This is a genomic window from Acinetobacter sp. YH12021, from assembly GCF_013420145.1.
Lineage (GTDB): Bacteria > Pseudomonadota > Gammaproteobacteria > Pseudomonadales > Moraxellaceae > Acinetobacter > Acinetobacter towneri.
The window spans coordinates 1-3,444 of sequence record NZ_VOYT01000051.1 but is presented as its reverse complement, the minus strand read 5'-3'; the positions used below and the strand labels follow the sequence as shown (position 1 = coordinate 3,444).

The following is a 3,444-nucleotide window of genomic DNA, read 5'->3' as shown; positions in this document are numbered from 1 at the left end:
TGCGATCAATTCTGGAGAGTAAAAAGTCCTTAAACTGCTTGCTCTGATGGCAATAGGCACGGACATGCCAGCGAAAACCGGTATACACCAGGGTGTGTGGGGAAATGATGCGTTCATGCCACTGCGGATTCTGCATCGAGGCATAAATCATTTTTAAAGTGTTTTGGTTTCGGCAGGCACGCAAAACTTCCCGAATCACTTCAGGACGTACACTGCGATCAGGTAATTGAACTGCTGCAAGATTCGGTTCTGGCATCGCAATCAGGGCATGCGATTCACTAACCAAACCTGACAACATATTGAGATATTCATTGAAATGCGCTGTAGTCAGTACAGGCTGGAAGCTGGCTTTAGGCACATAACCCTTGACGGAGGGGTCATGAATCAAGGCATCTGGGTTATACAGCGTATTGTAACGCTTGATATCCGCAGAAGCCTGCTGTCGACTGAGCCCAAACCAGCTCATTAAACGATTGGTAACCAAACGACCTTCCCAGTAAGCAAGCAGCTCGATCGCTCGCATTCGTAGCAGGACTTCATGCTTATCTGTCGTCATATACCAATCAGTCAATAAATAGCAGCTTTAAGATTACCCTACAGCAAATATACAGTAAACATTTTTGACGGTATTTAAAGGTAGTATTGCAATCACCAGATAAAAAATATACTAATATCGTGATGATAGCTGTCAAAGTAAGATCTCTAGCAGATCATGGATCCTGGTGTAGAGCGTAAATTGAGCTAAATTTTAGAATGAGAGCAATATGGGTTTTAGATTTCGTAAAAGTATTAAATTATTCCCGGGTTTTAAAATTAATCTGACCCATAAAGGCATCAGCAGTGCCAGCATTGGCAAACCTGGTGCTTCTCTAAATATTGGGAAAAAAGGTACGCGAACCAGTGTCGGCATTCCAGGTACGGGACTATCTTACTCTAAACACCAGCCTTACTCTAAAAAGACCCGTGTTCCACAACCGACATCGCTAGAACACACGGAATATAATCCTCAGAATTTAGAACAACCGAAGACAAAGATCTGGCCTTGGATTATTTTTGGAATATTGTGTTTTATTGTAGGTGCCGTCATTTTTTAGCAAGAACAGCATTGTATTTTGATCAAAAAAAATGCCCACATGGATGAATGGGCAAACTAAGGAATTAATATCCTTCAGAAACTCCAGCGCAATTCTCGCTACTTTCAGTAAGCGACTCTGGCTCAATCATGAGGGTCTGACTCAATCGAATCGAGGTAAATCGATCCATCACAATTGGAGCAGAAATTATGCTTGAATACATTCTTGGATGATGCTGAAAAGTCTTTGATTTTTAATTAATAAATAAGAGTATCCATGTCTACCCTCAACTTTACTTATTTTCAGATAGCAACCAATCGAGAGCACTCATTTTTACAATACCATTATAATTCGCTTCAGCCCCTATCGTGTCTAAGGTAAGCAAATACTTGGGATACGAATCAGAAATTTTCTGTAATGGACGTAACTCTCGGCTGAGTGTCTCCTCATTGAGCGTTTCTAATGCCACCTGATAATAAGTTAAATTCTGTAAAGTATCGACAGCAACAAAATCAATTTCATATTCATCAACCCGCCCTACATAGACCGTATAACCTCGTCTGACAAGCTCAAGATAAATCACATTTTCTAAGATATGACCTTGATCAGCATTAGCATCAGGCAACATAATCCGGCGCAATCCGACATCAACTAAATAGTATTTTTCAGAGGATTGTAATAACTCACGCCCGCGTACTTTAAATTGTGCGGCACTATAAAATAACAAACTGTCCTGTAAGCCCTGAATATAGCGTTTTACTGTTTCAAATGAAATCTTAACCCCACTTGAAACAAAGGTATTTTTAATTTTATTGATGGAAATAGGTGAGCCTGTCACGCTTGCCAAATATCTTGCGACACGCTCGAGAGAGTTAATATCGGCAGTATTCAAACGGGGAATAACATCTTTAAACATTACACTGGCATAGACCGCTTGCAAGTAATCATAAGTTTCCTGCTGGCTAGTCATGGCAAGCGTATAAGGGAAACTACTGCGCGTATACATGGCATACAAATCACGATTGGATAATTGTTGGATGATCGGATTATTTTCAATATGCCACTGTTTAAATTCTTGGAATGACAGAGGTAGAACGTGTTGCTCGATATAGCGTCCTGTAAGTAAAGTCGCAAGTTCTCCACTTAGAAAGAATGCATTTGAGCCTGTAATATATAAATCGATATAATCCCGAACATATAAAGAGTCGACTACTTTCTCAAAATTTTTAACATGTTGTATTTCATCTAAAAAAACATAATTTTTTTTACTTTTATCAACTTTGGACAATACATAATCATGTAGTTTACGGTAATCGGTGAGTTCTTCAAATTCCATAAATTCGAAGTTGATGGCAATGATGTTTTCGGCTTGTACACCCTGTGCTTTCAGGTCTTGTTGAAACATCGCCAATAAGGTGGATTTTCCAGAGCGACGCACACCTGAAAGTACTTTAATGACATCACGGTTTTGCCATGTATTCAGAAATTTTAAGTAGCCATCACGTCGAATATTAGCGCTTCTCATTGTTTACACTTGAAATCTAAAGTTTTAATTAATTCTATCAAAGTTTAGAACCTAGATGTAAAAATATTAAATTTTAAAAAAAGTTTAAAGTTTAAGTGAAACATTCAAAGCTACTGTTGAAGCATGCAAACAGTAGATCTGATCAAAATCCAAATTCTGTCTTTTTGATTATTTTCCATGTCATGTTATTTCATTTATGCTACGAGTTAACTGCTATATAAATTAAGTGAAAAGTAAATGGAACTAAGTTGTTAACTAGAGTGGAACTCATTTTTGTTGTGCTGATGGTCTCAGCCTTAATCCTAATTGCTTATGAAATGCTAAAAGGTTTATTTTAGAGCATCTATACAATTTTAGATCAAAAAAAGCCCACAGAGGGAATCTATGGGCGAAACTAAGGACCTTGACGGTCATTCAGAAACTACAGCTAGTTTCTGGTTGTGATTCTGGACTGAATTAAAAATAACCATATTGGCTGAATGTATCAAAAGTTAAATCATGTGATTAATCATTGATACTTCTGCAAAAATGAGCTCATCGCTCTGTTGATTAATACAGTAATTCACCAAACAAAGCCGCTCTAATCTCTTCCAGGCTCAGATCTGATTTCATCCTATTACAGATGGGATGAACCAGCAGACCATTCTCTAGAACACCTTGCCCACCTACGGCTTTGGCAATCCGATGATCCGATTCAGTAGAATCAAGATAGATCAATCCATCACAAATGAGGCAAAAGTTATGATTACCCACCAGAAAATTGTGCTTAAGCAGACTCTTGGTTAATGCCGAAAAGGCCTTGGGCTTTGACCGAGAAATTGGACTAATCGACTCCACATATCCCAC

4 protein-coding genes are annotated in these 3,444 nt (G+C 38.4%); 1 reads left to right on the top strand and 3 read right to left on the bottom strand.

Going from position 1 to position 3,444, the window contains the following annotated elements; all coding sequences use genetic code 11:
* The coding region (locus tag FTT91_RS14305; protein WP_180169694.1) for a WYL domain-containing protein at nucleotides 1-556 on the bottom strand (556 nt) is incomplete at its 3' end.
* A gap of 208 nt (nucleotides 557-764) precedes the next feature.
* On the opposite strand from FTT91_RS14305, the gene FTT91_RS14300 reads away from it, so the two are divergent.
* On the top strand, nucleotides 765-1,094 hold the full coding sequence (locus FTT91_RS14300; protein WP_004726791.1) for a DUF4236 domain-containing protein: 330 nt from the start codon (nucleotides 765-767) through the stop codon (nucleotides 1,092-1,094).
* Nucleotides 1,095-1,365: 271 nt separating this feature from the next.
* Here FTT91_RS14300 and FTT91_RS14295 read toward each other — a convergent pair whose 3' ends face one another.
* Both FTT91_RS14295 and FTT91_RS14290 read right to left on the bottom strand, forming a co-directional pair.
* Nucleotides 1,366-2,598, bottom strand: coding sequence for an ATP-binding protein (locus FTT91_RS14295; protein ID WP_180169693.1), 1,233 nt, complete (start codon nucleotides 2,596-2,598; stop codon nucleotides 1,366-1,368).
* Nucleotides 2,599-3,147: 549 nt separating this feature from the next.
* On the bottom strand, nucleotides 3,148-3,444 hold a 297-nt coding region (locus tag FTT91_RS14290; protein WP_180169692.1), incomplete at its 5' end, for an HNH endonuclease signature motif containing protein.

Excerpts from the sequence above, each read along its gene's own strand:
- FTT91_RS14300 (WP_004726791.1), top strand. The coding sequence starts at position 765 with ATGGGTTTTAGATTTCGTAAAAGTATTAAATTATTCCCGGGTTTTAAA.
- FTT91_RS14295 (WP_180169693.1), bottom strand. The coding sequence starts at position 2,598 with ATGAGAAGCGCTAATATTCGACGTGATGGCTACTTAAAATTTCTGAAT.